This window comes from Nonomuraea sp. NPDC050556 (assembly GCF_044457355.1).
Lineage (GTDB): Bacteria > Actinomycetota > Actinomycetes > Streptosporangiales > Streptosporangiaceae > Nonomuraea.
This window is the reverse complement of record NZ_JBITGU010000004.1, coordinates 918,917-934,427: the sequence shown is the minus strand read 5'-3', so window position 1 is coordinate 934,427 and position 15,511 is coordinate 918,917. Positions and strand designations below refer to the sequence as shown.

Annotated in this window: 13 protein-coding genes; 5 read left to right on the top strand and 8 right to left on the bottom strand. The window is 69.1% G+C overall.

The features are described 5' to 3' along the window. The first annotated feature begins 193 nt into the window (after window positions 1-193). Window positions 194-790 (top strand): hypothetical protein, encoded by a 597-nt coding sequence (locus ACIBG8_RS41345; protein WP_397348682.1) that lies wholly within the window; start codon window positions 194-196, stop codon window positions 788-790. On the opposite strand, the gene ACIBG8_RS41340 is transcribed toward ACIBG8_RS41345, so the two are convergent. The 4 genes from ACIBG8_RS41340 to glgB form a co-directional block, all read right to left on the bottom strand. Further along, entirely contained in the window at window positions 780-2,540 is a 1,761-nt protein-coding gene (locus ACIBG8_RS41340) for a S8 family peptidase (protein WP_397348681.1), read from the bottom strand. The two genes, ACIBG8_RS41345 and ACIBG8_RS41340, sit on opposite strands and share 11 nt — an antisense overlap. A 54-nt stretch (window positions 2,541-2,594) precedes the next feature. Further along, window positions 2,595-3,488 (bottom strand): FKBP-type peptidyl-prolyl cis-trans isomerase, encoded by an 894-nt coding sequence (locus tag ACIBG8_RS41335; RefSeq protein ID WP_397348680.1) that lies wholly within the window; start codon window positions 3,486-3,488, stop codon window positions 2,595-2,597. Between the two features lie 63 nt (window positions 3,489-3,551). Then, window positions 3,552-4,871, bottom strand: a complete 1,320-nt coding sequence (locus ACIBG8_RS41330; RefSeq protein ID WP_397348679.1) for a hypothetical protein — start codon at window positions 4,869-4,871, stop codon at window positions 3,552-3,554. Window positions 4,872-4,942: 71 nt separating this feature from the next. After that, window positions 4,943-7,087, bottom strand: a complete 2,145-nt coding sequence (glgB, locus tag ACIBG8_RS41325; protein ID WP_397348678.1) for a 1,4-alpha-glucan branching protein GlgB — start codon at window positions 7,085-7,087, stop codon at window positions 4,943-4,945. 129 nt (window positions 7,088-7,216) lie between these two features. On the opposite strand from glgB, the gene ACIBG8_RS41320 reads away from it, so the two are divergent. Both ACIBG8_RS41320 and ACIBG8_RS41315 read left to right on the top strand, forming a co-directional pair. Beyond that, on the top strand, window positions 7,217-7,894 hold the full coding sequence (locus ACIBG8_RS41320) for a DUF4328 domain-containing protein (RefSeq protein ID WP_397348677.1): 678 nt from the start codon (window positions 7,217-7,219) through the stop codon (window positions 7,892-7,894). A gap of 80 nt (window positions 7,895-7,974) precedes the next feature. Then, window positions 7,975-9,474: an alpha/beta hydrolase gene (locus ACIBG8_RS41315; RefSeq protein ID WP_397348676.1), complete on the top strand. Its 1,500-nt coding sequence runs from the start codon at window positions 7,975-7,977 to the stop codon at window positions 9,472-9,474. Between the two features lie 108 nt (window positions 9,475-9,582). Here the strand turns inward: ACIBG8_RS41315 and ACIBG8_RS41310 are convergent, their stop codons facing one another. Then, complete coding sequence (locus ACIBG8_RS41310; RefSeq protein WP_397348675.1) at window positions 9,583-10,731, bottom strand: copper amine oxidase; 1,149 nt, start codon at window positions 10,729-10,731, stop codon at window positions 9,583-9,585. A gap of 1 nt (window position 10,732) precedes the next feature. Beyond that, the gene (locus ACIBG8_RS41305; RefSeq protein WP_397348674.1) at window positions 10,733-11,389 is read right to left on the bottom strand and encodes a hypothetical protein; all 657 of its coding nucleotides are present in this window, start codon (window positions 11,387-11,389) and stop codon (window positions 10,733-10,735) included. Window positions 11,390-11,538: 149 nt separating this feature from the next. Here ACIBG8_RS41305 and ACIBG8_RS41300 point away from each other — a divergent pair, with 149 nt between their 5' ends. Next, window positions 11,539-11,994: a hypothetical protein gene (locus ACIBG8_RS41300; protein ID WP_397348673.1), complete on the top strand. Its 456-nt coding sequence runs from the start codon at window positions 11,539-11,541 to the stop codon at window positions 11,992-11,994. Beyond that, window positions 11,991-12,449 carry a hypothetical protein gene (locus ACIBG8_RS41295; protein ID WP_397348672.1) on the top strand — a complete coding sequence of 153 codons (459 nt, stop codon included), beginning with the start codon at window positions 11,991-11,993 and terminating at the stop codon, window positions 12,447-12,449. The genes ACIBG8_RS41300 and ACIBG8_RS41295 overlap by 4 nt, the downstream gene beginning before the upstream one ends. Here the strand turns inward: ACIBG8_RS41295 and ACIBG8_RS41290 are convergent. Both ACIBG8_RS41290 and treS read right to left on the bottom strand, forming a co-directional pair. Next, window positions 12,433-13,752, bottom strand: coding sequence for a phosphotransferase (locus ACIBG8_RS41290; protein WP_397348671.1), 1,320 nt, complete (start codon window positions 13,750-13,752; stop codon window positions 12,433-12,435). The two genes, ACIBG8_RS41295 and ACIBG8_RS41290, sit on opposite strands and share 17 nt — an antisense overlap. Window positions 13,753-13,755: 3 nt before the next feature. After that, window positions 13,756-15,456 carry a maltose alpha-D-glucosyltransferase gene (gene treS, locus ACIBG8_RS41285; RefSeq protein ID WP_397348670.1) on the bottom strand — a complete coding sequence of 567 codons (1,701 nt, stop codon included), beginning with the start codon at window positions 15,454-15,456 and terminating at the stop codon, window positions 13,756-13,758. Window positions 15,457-15,511 lie beyond the last annotated feature (55 nt).

The window sequence follows — 15,511 nt, the reverse complement described above, 5'->3', positions numbered from 1 at the left end:
TTGTGGGACGCCGTCTTTGGCGTGCAGAGAGCCCCCGTTAGCCCGTCTGTTTAGTCCGCTTATAAAGCAGGACAAATCCCCACGTAGTTGAGCGTGAGGCTTGAGTGTAGTGAGGGATCGCCTGGGGCTGGAGAAACGAAATGGCTCTGTTATCGGGATATGCCGGATTCCGGAATTCGGCTACCTTCGGATCATGACAATGGAGTCGACGCGACGGGCGTTGCACGGGGTCGCCGAGCTGGTCCTTGCGGGGCCGCAATATCGCAGGTCAGGGACCATTCGGCTACAGGTCGTCCCAGGCGGTTTCGGTACGGTCGCCGACCCTGAACTGCGGGTGGTCGGTGGGCATCTGGTGTGCGGGGAAGTGCGGGTGCCGCTGTCCGAAAATAGCTGTTCTGGGCTTGCTCGGGCGGTCGGGGTGGATGTGGGGGTTGCTGAGGGGGTCTACGGCGACGGGTCCGGTGTGACGCCGGGTGAGGCGCTTGTTGTTGATGATGAGGTTGTCGCGGCTCTGATGGATGCGTACGCCAAGGGAGACGCCGCGCTGCGGGCGCTCGGGGGGACGCCGGTGCTCTGGCCGGAGCACTTCGACCTCGGAGTCACCCTCGACGAGGTCAACTACGGGGTTTCGCCGGGAGACGGGTATCGCGGTGTGCCCTATGCCTACGTCGGGCCGTGGAAGGCCCGTGAAGGGGCGTTCTGGAACGCGCCGTTCGGGGCGGCGCGGCCGCTGGAGGAAGGCTTGGATCTCGACGCGTTCTTCGCCGAGGGGCGCCGTCTCACAGCTTGAGCTTGCGCAACTGGGCGTCCGTCGCGGCCGGGCTCAGGCGGAGCCTCTCCGCCGAGCGCAGCGTGGTCGTCGTACGAGCCGCGCCGTTCGCCCAGTTCAGCCAACCGGTCAGCAGGACGCTGTCGGCCTTCTCCCTGCCGGTCTTCGACGCGCGGAGCACGCGGTAGGCGGTGCCCAGCGTCGAGGCCTTGGTCAGCTCGGGGAAGACCTTGCTGGCCTTCTGCACCAGGCGGAGGTAGCAGCTCAACGTGGTGTCCGGCATCGTGCCCGAGCTGCGGTGGATCTCCACGGCCCACTGCCTGGCGGTGAGGGCGGCGCCGGCCGTACCCCTCGTGCAGACCGCGGCGGCGGGGGTGGCTGTGACGGTCACCGTCACGGTGATCGTCGGCAGGGGGATCGGGGTGGGCGCAGGGGTGTTGACCGTGGGTGAGGGCGACGGGCCGCTGGAAGGCTGAGGCTCGTCCGACGGGGAAGGGGACTGGGTGATGGGCGGGGAGGCCGCGGCGCCGGTGATCGCGGCGTAGAGGTCGATGCGCGGCGTGGTCGCCGAGCCGTACACCAGCGGGCGCCCCGTGGTCCTGAGCTTCTCCACCAGCTCACCGATCGGCGTGCCGGGGAAGCGGGACTTCAGCACGGCCAGCGCCCCCGTCACGTGCGGCGTCGCCATGGAGGTGCCGCTGTGGACGGCGGTCGCATCGTCGGGCACGGCCGACTCGATGTCGACGCCTGGCGCGAACACGTCCACGAGCGGGCCCCGGTTGGAGAAGTCCGCGATCGCGTCCGCGTCGTCAGAAGCGCCGACCGTCACGGCGCTGGAGATGCAGCCGGGGAAGGAGGCGCCCTCGAAGTACTCGTTGCCCGCCGCGACCACGGTGGCCACGCCCTTGGAGAGCAGATCGTCGATCTTCGGCTTGAAGACGTCGTCGTCACAACTCGTCTCGTACGGCATGCCGCCCAGGCTGAGGTTCAGCGCCGCGATCGGCTGGGACCCGGCCAGCGACGCGACGTGGTCCATCGCCAGGCGCAGCGACGACTCGTAGGCCAGCAGGCAGGACGGCTCGCCGCAGGTCTCCTCGTCGTTGACCCGGCTGAACACCTGCACCGCGACGATCCCGGCGCCCGGCGCGACGGCCGAGGCGATGCCCGCGACGTGGGAGCCGTGCTCGCACAGGTTGACGGTGTCGAGCAGGCACCTGGCCGTCTCGGCGTCGGCCGCTCCGGCGCCGGTCATGGAGGTGGCGCCGTTGGGGCAGAGGGACTCGACGCCCTGCTCGACGGCGGAGAAGCAGGCCTCGCCGACGATCTTCCCGGCGAAGGCGGGGTGGTCGCGGTCGATGCCGGTGTCGAGGATCGCGACGACCTGGCCGGTGCCTGTGGCGCCCTCGGCGTGGGCGCGGTCGGCGCCGATGACCTTGAGGTTGTTGGCGGCGGCCGGGGGGAAGGTGCGGTCGCGGTGGACGTTGGCCACGCGGGGGTCGTCGGCGAGCTCGGCGAGCTCGTCAGCGGTGCCCTCGACGACGATGAACGGCTGGGCGACGGGCTGGAGCACCACGTCTGCCTCGGACTCCGCGGCCACAGGGGCGTTCTGGGCCGGGTCGGTGACCTCGACGATCGCGCGCACGACACCGGGGGTCACGGCTAAGCCCGCTTCGAGCTTCTCCCCGGAAGGAGGAGGATCGTCGGCGAAGGCAGGGGCGGCGGGGAGGATCACCAGCAGAGCCACGCACGCGATCAAGCGTCGAAGTCGCACGATCACGGAGTTTAGAGAGATATGTCGGGCGCGCCCAGAGGCTGATCCCTATTCTCATGAAACATCAAGGATGTCGATCACATGTGCCGCCGTGCCCGTGCGTGGCGCGAACAGCCCGCCGGACGTCCCCTTGAAGCCCTTGGCGTAAGCGGGCGGCACCACCAGCAGCACCCTGCTCCCCGCCGGGATCCCGTTCAGCCCCTCCAGCCATCCCGGCAGCGCGCTGTCCTTGCGCATGATGAACCCGGTCGGCCCGCCCCGCATGTAGGAGGCGTCGAACGGCCGCACGACCCCCCACTGGCTGGTCACGTACTGCGTTACGATCGTCGACCCGGGCCGCACCACCGGCCCGGTGCCGCGCCGCAGCACCCGCACGGTCAGCGAGGACGGCGGCTTGGCCGGGAAGTCGCTCAGCAGCGACGCCACCCCGTTGAGCTTCGGCATCCCCGGCCCGGCCGTGGTCCCCGGCGCCACCTTGACCATGGCCTTCGGGTCGTACCCGCCGATGATGTCGAACACGAGCACCATCGTGTCCGACGGCTCGGCCCCGACCGGCGCCAGGCCCGACGGGCTGAACGCCTTCGCGGCCGGAGCCACCAGCATCACCCGGCTGCCCGCGTGCTTGCCGACGAGCGCGTCGTCCCAGGTCTTGGCGAGCTGCTTGCCGCCGAGGATCGCGGTGGTGGGGTGGTGGATGTCCCAGGTGTTGAGCCAGGGTTTGCCGCTCTTCCACAGGCGGCTCTCCACGTGGGTGACGACGACCTGGCCGGGCTCGACCACCGGCCCGTCGCCCTCGTGCAGCACCTCGACGTGCGGCTCCGGGTCGGGCGCCGCGGTCGGGACGGTCACGAGGGGCTTGCTGCCGAGCGCGCCCGTGACCGAGGGCATGGCGTACGGCGCGCCGCACGCTGCGGCGGCGAGGAGCGGGAGCAGGAGAAGGGCTCGCACGTTCAGTCCTTGGAAGAAGTGGGGGAGGGGCGCGAGGTCGTCACGCCCCTCCGCCGGGGTGGGTCAGGGGGTCTCTTCTGGGGCGGGCTCGACGACGCACGGAGGCGTCTTGTCGTCGCCGCCGCCGTTGCAGCAGCAGCCGCCGCCGAAGAGGCTGGAGGGGTTCCAGTCCTCCGGACCGGTGATGGTGAACGTCCAGGTCTTCCCACCACTGGTGCCGGTACCCGTGCCGGTGCCGGTGCCGGTGCCGGTGCCGGTGCCGGTGCCGGTGCCGGTGCCGGTGCCGGTGCCGGTGCCGGTGCCCGTGCCCGTGCCCGTGCCCGTGCCCGTGCCCGTGCCCGTTCCTGTTCCGGTACCAGTCCCGGTGCCCGTGCCCGGGTCGGTCGGCTTGGCCTGGAGGACGGCCGCGTGGCCCACGGTCGCGTCGGCGCCGATCGGCGACAGGACGCTGGCGTGGGCGGCGTTGATGTAGCCGCTCTCAGCCGTCGGGTCGAACTTGTAGTTCATCTTGGCGTCGACCGTGCCGGAACCGTCAGCGTTCACCGTGCGCTGCTCGTTCGTGTAGGCCAGCCCCAGGTTGCCCCCGATCGGGCTGGGGATGTCGGCGCCGAAGTTGCTCGGCCACTCAGCCGGGATCTTGATCGGCACGCCGAACAGGCTCACCTCGAGCTTGCCGAACATGCCGTGCATCTCCACCGGCTTGCCGGGGATCGACTTGGCGGTGACCGTGATGCCCTCGGCGTGCACGCGGAACGGCGACAGGTCGATCCGCGAGCTGTCCACCCGCCCGAACGGGTTGAGGCTCGACAGCCCGTCCGTGATCGTGCTGCCCGCGCTCGACAGGCCGTCCTTGATGGTGCTGCCCGCGTCGGACAGGGTCCCGCCGAGGTCGCCGAAGCCCTTGGCCAGGTCGCTGATGCCCGGGATGTTGCCCAGCGCGTCGAGCCCCGGCAGGCCGAGGTCGACGTTGGCGCCGCCCGCCTCCGCGTACGTCGCGCACTCGGTCGGGATGTCCGGCTTGGTCTTGTCCGAGCCGGGGAGCGCGTTGCCGATCGTGCGGCTGTAAAGCGCCGAGCCCTGGCCGAACGAGCCCAGGTCGATGAACTTGTCCGGGCCGCCGGTCGACTGCGCGCTGCCCTCCCCAGGGAAGTGCGACTCGAACAGGGTGGTGTCGACCGAGCCTGCCAGGCCCTTGACGCTGGCGACCCAGGCGTGCGCCTGGACGCAGCTCGGGTCGTCCATGATCGTGCCCCAGTGCACGGGGTCGGGGTCGACGCGGCGGGACTGCTCGGCGTTGGCCGACGGGACGACCGCGAAGAGCAGCCCGGCGGTCGCGGCGACGGTCAGGACGACCGGACGCCGGAAATATGTAAGACCTCGCATTGAGGTGTTTCTCCTCTTGGAATAGACGAGACGGACGTGTCGTCTATGTCCGCGAAGATCTCTAGGTAGGGCTAAGAATCCTTAAGTAGCCATACCGCCCCAAGTGGGGGAATTCTCATGACCGTCGAGTACGGCAGGCCGTGCCAGGACTCCTCGACCGCCTCGACCCCGCCCAGGTTTCCCACGCCGCTCCCCGCGTAGTCGAACGCGTCGGTGTTGAGCGCTTCGCGCCACTGCCCGCCGTACGGCAGGCCGAGTCTGTACTCCTCGTGCGGCGCCCCGCTGAAGTTGACCACGCACGCCACGGCGGACCCGTCGGCCGCGTAGCGGACGAACGAGAAGGTGTTGCCCGAGGCGTCGTCCGCGTCGATCCAGCGGAACCCCTCCGGCACGCAGTCCTGCTCCCAGAGCGCCGGGGTGTCGCGGTAGAGGCGGTTCAGGTCGCGGACCAGCCGCTGGACCCCCTTGTGCCCGTCGAACTCCAGCACCCACCAGTCCAGCCCGCGCTCCTCCGACCATTCGGAGCCCTGGCCGAACTCGCAGCCCATGAAGATCAGCTGCTTGCCCGGGTGCGCCCACATGAACGCGAACAGCGCCCTGAGCTGCGCGAACCGCTGCCACTCGTCGCCGGGCATCTTGCCCAGCAGCGAGCCCTTGCCGTGCACGACCTCGTCGTGGGAGATCGGCAGCACGAAGTTCTCGCTGTAGGCGTACATCAGCGAGAAGGTCATCTGGTGATGGTGGTACTGCCGGAAGACCGGCTCGTGGCGCAGGTAGGCCAGGGTGTCGTGCATCCAGCCCATGTTCCACTTGAAGCCGAAGCCGAGCCCGCCCAGATATACCGGGCGCGAGACGCCCGGCCAGGCCGTCGACTCCTCGGCGATCGTGGAGATGCCCGGCGCCTCGCGGTAGGCGACCGCGTTCATCTCCTTGAGGAACTCGACCGCGTCGAGGTTCTCCCTGCCGCCGTACTCGTTGGGCGTCCACTCGCCCTCGCGGCGCGAGTAGTCGAGGTAGAGCATCGAGGCGACCGCGTCCACGCGCAGGCCGTCGATGTGGAACTCCTTCAGCCAGTAGACGGCGTTGGCGACGAGGAAGTTGCGCACCTCTTTACGACCGAAGTCGAAGACGTAGGTGCCCCAGTCAGGGTGCTCGCCGCGCGCCGGGTCCGCGTGCTCGTAGAGCGGCGTGCCGTCGAAGCGGGCAAGCGCCCACTCGTCCATCGGGAAGTGGGCGGGCACCCAGTCGAGCAGCACCCCGATGCCCGCCTGGTGCAGCCGGTCGACCAGGTGGCGGAACTCGTCCGGGGAGCCGAACCTGGCGGTCGGCGCGTAGTAGGAGGTCACCTGGTAACCCCACGAGCCGCCGAACGGGTGCTCGGCCACGGGCAGGAACTCCACGTGGGTGAACCCCATGTCGGCGACGTAGGCGACGAGCTCGTCGGCGAGCTGCGTGTAGGACAGGCCGGGGCGCCATGAGCCCAGATGCACCTCGTAGGTGGACATCGGCTCCTTCTGCGCGACCCGCTCGGTGGGCCAGTCCGCGTCGCGCCAGACGTACTCCGACCTGTCGACGACCGACGCCGTGAGGGGCGGGATCTCCGTACGTCTCGCCATCGGGTCGGCCTTGTCGCGCCAGACCCCGTCCGCGCCCAGGATCTGGAACTTGTACTTCTCGCCCTCGCGCACGTCGGGCACGAACAGCTCCCAGACGCCAGAGCGCCCGAGCGAGCGCATGGGGTGCCCGGCGCCGTCCCAGTGGTTGAAGCCGCCGATCACCCGCACGCCGCGGGCGTTGGGCGCCCAGACGGCGAAGGCCGTGCCGTCCACGTCCTCGTGCCTGACGACCCGCGCGCCGAGCACCTCCCACAGGCGCTCGTGCCGGCCCTCGCCGATGAGGTGCAGGTCCACCTCGCCCAGGGTCGGCCAGTGCCGGTAGGGGTCCTTCATCGTGTACGGCTCGGCGCCGGCGTAGCGGATCTCGTAGGTGTAGTCGGGGACCTTGTCCAGGCCGGGAACGGTCACCTCGAACACGCCGTGCGCGACGTGTTTCATGTCGTGCGCAGCGCCGTCCCCGAGCATCAGCCGCACCCGCTCGGCCAGCGGACGCAGGACCCGGAAGGTCACCTCGCCGGCACCGAGATGCGCTCCCAGCACCGAGTGCGGATCGTGGTGTGCGCCGCCAGCTAGGCGGTCCATCTCTGTGTTCACCGGCATGCCCCTAACCCTGCCCTACAACGGCCCTACGGCCCATGCCCGCGTCCGCTTTCACCATGCGGCTTGAGCGAAGTTAGTGGCATATATGCTTCTCATCCCTTTATGTTCCCTTTAGGAGCTTCGTCCCTCATGCACCCCCCGTATCCGGTTACCGCCGTGCGCCCGATCCGCACGGTCGCCTACCTCGCCATCGCGGGCCTCACCCTCACCTCACTGGTCGCCGTCGCGATGATCGTGGGTGAGCTCTACGCGATCGCCCTGGTCCATCGCCTGCGGACGGCCCCCGAACTGGTCGCGCAGATGGAGATCGACACCTTCAACAACGCGGCCGCCCTCCTGGAGAAGGCGCGGAGGTACTCCTACATCCTGGCGGCCGTGCTCTTCCTCGTCTGGCTGATGCGGGCCAGATCCAACGCGGAGAGTCTGGTGCCTGTGCCGCACCGGCATGCCGAGGCCTGGGGGATCTTCGGCTGGGCCCCCGTTGTCAACCTCTGGATTCCCAAGCGGTTCGCCGACGACATCTGGAGCGCGTCGCAACCCGGCGGACTGCGAACCGGCAGCCTTCGCACCGAACCCCGATCCGGCCTGATATGGGCCTGGTGGCTCACCTGGCTGCTCGCCACCTACCTCGCTATGACGCCCAGATTCATGGCCTACGGTGTGGACGCCCTGGGGGTCGAGATCTCCGGCCTGGCCCTGTCCGTCGCGGCTGCCGTGCTCGCGTCGGCCGTCATCCTGAAGATCACTGCCGCCCAGGAAATCGGCAGGAGGTGGGAGACATCTTCTGTAATTTCTGTAGACAGTTGAGATTTACACCGCCGATCCACCGCAGATACTGAGATCCCCCCAGTGAAAGGGATCGTCCGTTGCGAAGACTCATCTCTGTCGTGGCATCGGTAGCGCTGCTGGTCGGCGGAGTACAACTCCTGACCCGACCAGCCAGCGCCAACCAGGCGGTGAACTGGGCCGCCTGCACCATCCCCGGCTTCGAAGCGCTCCAGTGCGCCAAGCTCGAGGTCCCCCTCGACTACAGCAAGCCCTGGAAGCAGAAGATCAAGCTCTCCCTGGTGCGCAAGCTGCACACCTCGCCAGAGGACCAATACCAAGGCATCCTCCTGGCCAACCGCGGCGGCCCGGGCGCCGACGGCATCGGGTTCGCGCTCGGCACCGTCTCCATGGGCGCGGCGATCGCGTCCACCTACGACATCATCGGCTTCGACCCCCGCGGCGTCAGCACCAGCGAGCCCGCACTGAGCTGCGACCCTGACCACAAGTACCAGGGCCCCGTACGCGCCGACTACATCCCGGCCAACCGGGCCGAGGAACGCGCCTGGACGAAGAAGGCCGCCGACTACGCCAACGCGTGCGGCGCCAAGTACCGCGAGCTGCTGCCGCACATGACCTCGGCCAACAACGCCAGGGACATGGACGCCATCAGGCAGGCCCTCGGCCAGGACAAGCTCACCTACGTCGGCATCTCCTGGGGCACCTACCTGGGCGCCAACTACGCCACGCTCTTCCCGAACCGGGTGCGTCGCATGGTCCTGGACAGCATCGTGCGCCCCAGCGGCGTCTGGTACGACGACAACATCGACCAGAACCACGCCTTCGAGGCCAACTTCCGCGGCTGGGCGGAGTGGGCGGCCGGCCACAACGACGTCTACGGGCTCGGCGCCACGGCGGACGCCGTACAGGCGACCTACTACGCCACCCGCGCCAAGCTCAAGGCGACACCGGCGGAGAACATGGTCGGCCCGAGCGAGTTCGACGACACCATGCTCAGCGTCGGCTACTTCACCAGCACCTGGCTCGGCCTGACGGACGCGCTGTCGAAGTACGTCGTCAACAACGAGACGGGACCGCTCGTCGAGGCGTACGGCGGGGCGCCCAACGACAACAGCTACTCCATCTACCTGGCCACCGAGTGCTCCGACGCCAGATGGCCGCGCGACTGGCAGACCTGGCACCGGGACATGTGGCGCTCGCACGCCAAGTCGCCGTTCCTGACCTGGGGCAACGCCTGGTTCAACGCGCCGTGCGCCTACTGGCCGACGCGCGCGCAGGGTCCTGTCGACATCCGCGGCAAGCGCGGGCTGCCCGGCGTGCTGTTCCTGCAGAACATCAACGACGGCGCCACGCCGTACCCGGGGGCTGTGGAGGTCCACAAGCTCTTCCCGACCTCGAAGCTGGTGCTGGAGCCCGGTCTCGGTGACCACGGCACCAGGGCCAACCCCTGCGTGAACGCCATCTACCGCACCTACCTGGGCGCGGGCACCCTGCCCGCGAGCGACGTCACGTGCACCCCGCGCGCCGTCCCCGACCCGAACGCGGTCATGGCCCGATCCGAGCAACTGGCGGACGACTTCCCAGCCGTCCCGCGCTCCTGACCCGCTGAGGGGAACCCCCGGAGTTCTCTGGGGGTTCCTCCGGCGCGGTCACAGCACCCGACTCCAGCCCGTCGCCGGTCGTGAAGTCGCGGATGGGCACTGGACCGTTCAGTAGGGGTTCTTGGCGGACACGTCGCGCGGGGTGATGCGGAAACCCTGCCAGTGGGTCGGCATCGGGTCGGCGTCCTCGTCGCGGGGCACGTGGTGGAAGCCGACGTTCACCCACACCACCGGGTCGGTCAGCCGCTCGTTCCCGGTGTAGGCGTCCACGGACTCCTTGCATCTGGGCGCCGTGTTCTGGGTGGCCAGGCGCTCGCAGGCGCGATACTGCGTCACGTACAGGTCGGCGTGGGTGAACGCTTCATCGGACGGCCCGCGGTACTCGGCGCTGTCGGAGTTGTTGATCTCCCACGACACCGGGTGGCGGTCGGCGTTGCGCACCTGGGGATCGACCACGCGCCACCACCGCATCCGCTGGTTGACCGCCTTGGTCTCGCGGGTGAACGCCGTGCGCACCATCGACCGCTTCTTCGTGCGGTTTCCGGTGAAGTCGTACTGCTCCACGACGTCACGCGACGAGCCCTGGATGTCGAAGTCCATGCGCCAGAAGATGTTGTGGCTGTGCGACTCCTCGAAGTGCGTGCGCCCGACCCCGATCGGCCAGCCGTGCTCGGGCGCGGTCGTGGTGCCCGCCAGCGAGCCGGTCGCGCCCACCCGCGGGGTGATCGAGCCGTCGTCGCCGAACACGAACTCGGAGACGTAGGTGTACCAGCCGACCTGGTAGGCGGCCAGCACGGCCAGCTCGCGGCCCTGCATCGACTTGCGCTGGTCCGGGTCACCGTACCCGTCCTTGAGGTAGGCGAGCCCGCGCGGCCGGGTCAGCACGCACACGTTCTGCGTACGCCGCTCGCCGCCGGGGCAGTCGGCGTCGGTCAGCGGGACGACGCTGCCGCCCAGCGAGCCGATGTCGTGGTAGCGCGGCTCGCCGCTGTCATAAGGCACGTGGATCTGCGCGAGCGCGGCGCTGCGCAGCACGCTGACCGCCGTGCCGCCCTTGGGGGTGTAGGCGACCTTGGCGAGCGTCAGCCCCTCGATGGTGCGCATCTCCCAGCACATCTGCCAGCGCGCGCCGTTGGGCAGGGTCTCGTCCACGAGGTACGGCGAGCTGCACGTGCGCGCCACGGGGGACACGAGGGCGACGGGGGTCGCCGAGCCGGCGACGGCCACGAAGATCGCCAGGGCGAGTCGCAGGAACAAGTCACCACTCCAGGGTGTGGATCTTCTTGGCGGACAGGTCGATGACGATGCGGCTGGTGTCCAGGAACTTGCCGTCGGGCAGCCGGACGAACAGCCGTACGCACCTGTGCGCGTGGCAGGCCCCGGCGGGCTGGGTGAAGATCAGGCCGCGCAGGCTCAGGTCGGCGGCCGACTTCAGCTCGCGCCCCGCCGCCTTGGCGTACGACCTCCTGACGCCCTTGCCCAGCTTGGGGTCGGCGAGCAGCAGCTCGGCCGCGCGGGTCTCTTCACGCTTGGACGGCGGGGGCTGCACGCCCTTGCCCTTCGACTCCTCGACGATCTTCGCGTCGGAGAGGTCGACGGTCCTGACGATCACCGCGTCCTCCGCGTAGTCGTACAGGTAGGCCTCGGCGCGGCGCTCGTCGTCCTGCGCCTTGTCGTCGTCGCGCTCGACGTAGAGGAGCTCGACGCGGCCGGCGGCCATGTGGGCGCGCGAGGGGGCGGTGGCGATCTCGCCGGCCCGCCTGATCTCGTCGGCCGTGAGCGGGTCTCCGGGCGCTGGTGAGGCCTGTACGGCCTGCGCCGCCTGGGGCGCGTCGCCGCCTGACAGCAGGACGGCCGAGCCGCCGACCACCATGATCGCCAGCCCCGCGCCCGCGAGCACAAGACCTCGACGCATGCCGACTCCTTTACTCATTGTTGAGGAACGCCCACGAAGAGTAACCGCCTTCGTCGGCGTTGGCGGCTAAACGCGCATATTTGCAGGTCAGGGTGTTGGGGGCGGCTACGAAGAGCGACATTCCGCGAAATCATGCGATTATTCGGGCTGTGAGGCTGCTCCTGCCGCTGATCCTCCTGGGGATGGCGATCTTCCTGTACGGCCAGGCCCCGGCGGCCCCGTTCGCGGGGGAGGACGTGCAGGTGGTCGAGGGTGTGGCGGAGGCGTATCGCACGTACATCGACTCTCCGGGGGAGGGCAGCCGGAGGACGACCAGGGTCGTGTACGAGGTCACGATGGCCGAGCACCCCTACGCCCTGCGCGCTGCCCCTTCGGGTGGCATCGCGAAGGGCGACCGCGTCCGGCTGGAGACGGTGGGTGCCAAGGTCGTCGGGGCGACCGTCAACGGGCAGGTCCTTTACTCGGCGTCCGACGACCTGGCCCGCGCGTCCTCCCGGGCGACCTTCTACACGGTGGGGGCGCTCGGGTGCTTCCTGGCGGCCGTGGCCTGGGGTGGTTTCGTGGCGTGGCGGCACCGCACCCGGATCAAGGAGCTGCTCCCATGAGGCGCCCCCTGTGGGACGTCGTGACGAGGACCATCCTCACCGCGCTCGTCGGCGGCGCGGCCACCGGCGCGCTGACCGCCGCCGTGTTCTTCACCACCGCGCTGGGGACGAGCGGCGGCGAGTTCCACCTGCTGGAGGCGATCGCCGGGACGCTGCGGATCCTTTTCCTGTCCTCGCTGGCAGGACTCTTCGCCGGGATGTTCCTGTCGATGCCCGCCCTCCTCATCCTCCTGCCCACCTCCCGCTGGTCGGCGCAGGCGGACTGGCGGGCGAGGGTGGCCGGGGTCGCCGCCTGCCTGCTGCCCGTGGCCTGCGTGGTCGCGGCGGGCGCCATCGGCACCGAGGGCAGGGACGGCCCGCTCTGGCCCACCCCCGCCATCGCCCTGCCGGTGCTCCTCATGGCCGCCGCGATCGGCGCGTGGCGCGGCCCCGACCTGCTCAGGCGCCCCGGCTGAAGGCGGCCATCGGGATGGAGAGCCAGGTCGGGCGGTTTCGGGCTTCGTAGACGACCTCGTACACCGCCTTCGCCAGCTCGAACGCCCGCAGCAACACCCGCTCCTCCTCCGTCAGCTCCGCCCGGTACCCCTCCAGGAACGCCGCCCGGTTGCGTGACGACCACTCCCCGGCACGGGGTTCCAGCTCCCCGGCGTCCTGGTGGTCGGTCAGCAGGTGCCTGGCCGCGTAGTCGAACGAGCGGAGCATCCCCGCCACGTCCCTCAACGGCGACTGCAACGCCCGCCGTTCGGCCAGCGGCTGCCCTGGCTCGCCCTCGAAGTCGAGCACGACCCAGTCGGTCGTCGTGCGCATGACCTGCCCCAGGTGGTAGTCGCCGTGGATGCGCTGCACGCCGACGTCGCTCTCCAGCGCCTCCACCTCGTGGAAGACCCGCTCCGCCGCCTCCGCGTGCTCACGCAGCTCGGGCACCTCGGCGATCGCCCGTCCGAGCCTCCGCCTGAACCCCTCGGCCATCCGCTTGACCTCGGGCGGCGAGACGACGTCCGTGGGGAAGGCCAGCGCGAGCTCCCGGTGGATCTCGGCGGTGGCCGCGCCGAGCCGGTGCGCCTCGCCGGCGAAGTCGCCCCCGGCGTCGGCGGCCGCGATGCCGGGCAGCGAGCCGTACAGGTCGCGGACGCTGGTGAGCGCGAGGTCCCAGCCGTCGTTGGAGGTGGAGAGGAACTCCTGCATGATCGCGAGCGTGGTGTCCGAGCCGTCGAGGTCGGTCTCGATCCATCCGTACGGCTGCGCGATGTGCGGCGCGCCGCGCCTGGCGAGGGCGGTGACGACCTCGAGCTCCGGGTTGACGCCGGGGATGAGGCGCCTGAAGAGCTTGCAGATGTAGGCGTCGCCGTACACCAGGGAGGTGTTGGACTGCTCGGCGCCGAGCACCAGGCTGCGCAGGCTGGTGTCGATGGTGACGCCGGGCAGGTGGCGGAAGCGTACGGGGCCGTGGTCGTGACCCGAGGACATGCCGTCCAGGAGGTGGCGGGTCAGGTCGGCGTCGTGGACCGCGTCGTACACGTATTTATCGTGATAAATCCCTATCAGGGCGTGCTTGAGGCGGTCGGGGAGGTCGTCCCTGGAGCCGAGCAGGAGCTGGTACCGCTCGCGCGAGCCCGCCTGCCACACGCTCAGCATCAACTGCCTGAGCCCGGGGGCGAGCTCGACGTCGGAGTCGATCGACACGGAGTCGATCGGGCGCCCCTTGCCGCCGAACCATCGTTGGTGACCGATCCATGCGGCAAGGAGCTCCTCAAGCACGACCTACTCCTCCTGGGGCGCGACTGGCGGGAGGGTGAACCAGTAGAACCCATGCCCAGGCAGAGTCAAAAGATACGGAAGTTCACCAATCGGTGGAAAAGGCACCCCGCCCATCGTCTCGACTGGTGAGACGCCGGTGAATCTCCGCAGGTCGAGCTCCACCGGCTGGGGGAATCTCGACAGGTTGTTGACGCACAGGATCCGGTCGTCGCCGAGCTCGCGGACGAAGGCGAGCACGCTCGGGTTGGAGGAGTTGAGCTCGTTGAACTCGCCCAGGCCGAACACCGGGTGGCGCTTGCGGATCTCGATCATGCGCTTGGTCCAGTGCAGCAGCGAGCCGTTGTTCTTCTGCTGCGCCTCGACGTTGATCGCCTGGTAGCCGTAGATCGGGTCCATGATCACCGGCAGGTAGAGCCGGCCGGGGTCGCAGTCGGAGAACCCGGCGTTGCGGTCCGGGTCCCACTGCATCGGGGTGCGCACGCCGTCCCGGTCACCGAGCCAGATGTTGTCGCCCATGCCGATCTCGTCGCCGTAGTAGAGCACCGGGCTTCCCGGCAGGCTGAGCAGCAGCGCGGTGAACAGCTCGATCTGGTTGCGGTCGTTCTCCAGCAGCGGGGCCAGCCTGCGGCGGATGCCGACGTTGGCCCGCATGCGCGGATCCTTGGCGTACTCCGACCACATGTAGTCGCGCTCTTCGTCGGTGACCATCTCGAGCGTCAGCTCGTCGTGGTTGCGCAGGAAGATGCCCCACTGGCAGTTCTCGGGGATCTTCGGCGTCTGGGCCATGATCTCCGAGATCGGGTAGCGCGACTCCCTGCGCACCGCCATGAAGATGCGCGGCATCAGCGGGAAGTGGAACGCCATGTGGCACTCGTCGCCGCCGCCGACCGGGTCGCCGAAGTACTCGACGACGTCCGAGGGCCACTGGTTGGCCTCGGCGAGCAGCACCCGGTCCGGGTAGAGGCGGTCGACCTCGGCGCGGACCCGCTTGAGGTACTCGTGGGTGCGCGGCAGGTTCTCGCAGTTGGTGCCGTCCTCCTCGAAGAGGTAGGGGATGGCGTCCATGCGGAACCCGTCGATGCCGAGGTCCAGCCAGAACCGCAGCACCTCCAGCATCGCGTCCTGCACCTGCGGGTTCTCGTAGTTGAGGTCCGGCTGGTGGTGGAAGAAGCGGTGCCAGAAGTACTGCCCGCGCACCGGGTCGTAGGTCCAGTTGGAGGTCTCGGTGTCGATGAAGATGATCCGCGCGTCCTCGTACTTCTCGTCGTTGTCGTTCCAGACGTAGAAGTCGCCGAACGGGCCCTCAGGGTCGTGGCGCGAGGCCTGGAACCAGGGGTGCGCGTCGCTCGTGTGGTTCATGACCAGGTCGGCGATGACCCGCATGCCACGCTTGTGCGCCTCGTCGACCAGCTTGACGAAGTCACCGAGGTCGCCGAACTCGGGCAGGATCTTCATGAAGTCGGCGATGTCGTATCCGCCGTCCCGCAGGGGCGACTCGTAGAGCGGCAGCAGCCACAGGCAGTCGACGCCGAGCCACTGCAGATAGTCGAGCCTGCTGATGAGCCCCTTGATGTCTCCGGTGCCGTCGCCGTTGGAATCTGCGAAGCCCCTGATGAGCACCTCGTAGAAGACCGCGGTCTTGTACCACTGGGGATCGCGCGGCTTCTCGTCGTCAAAGGTGTTGGGAATCGGAGTGGAACTCACGGACCCTCCTTTGTGGAGCTCGTGAGGGGGATGCTTGCGCACACGGTCAGGACTC